General features: G+C 69.6%; 1 protein-coding gene. It reads left to right on the top strand.

Annotated features, from left to right (window positions below; translation table 11 throughout):
* Positions 1–253 (top strand): AIR synthase-related protein (locus JI667_RS22365; protein ID WP_244668435.1); only part of this gene is annotated, 253 nt, incomplete at both ends.

Below are 253 nucleotides of genomic sequence, written 5' to 3'. Positions count from 1 at the left end.
CTGGCCTCGACCCTGAACGAACTGGCCGATGCGGCGGGCGTGTCGGTCGAACTGGACGAAGCGGCGCTGCCGCTGCGCGCCGAGGTCAAGGGGATGTGCGAGATCCTGGGTCTCGACCCGCTTTATCTGGCCAATGAGGGCACGCTCGTCACCTTCGTTCCCCCCGATCAGGCCGAGGCCGCGCTGGCCGCGATGCACAGGACGGAAGCGGGGCATGGCGCCTGCATCATCGGTGGCGCGACCGAACCCGGCC

The organism is Bacillus sp. NTK074B (assembly GCF_017303375.1).
Taxonomy (GTDB): Bacteria; Bacillota; Bacilli; order Bacillales; family Bacillaceae_B; genus Rossellomorea.
Note: the sequence above shows the minus strand (reverse complement) of the source record. Positions and strands in the feature narration are given on the sequence as shown.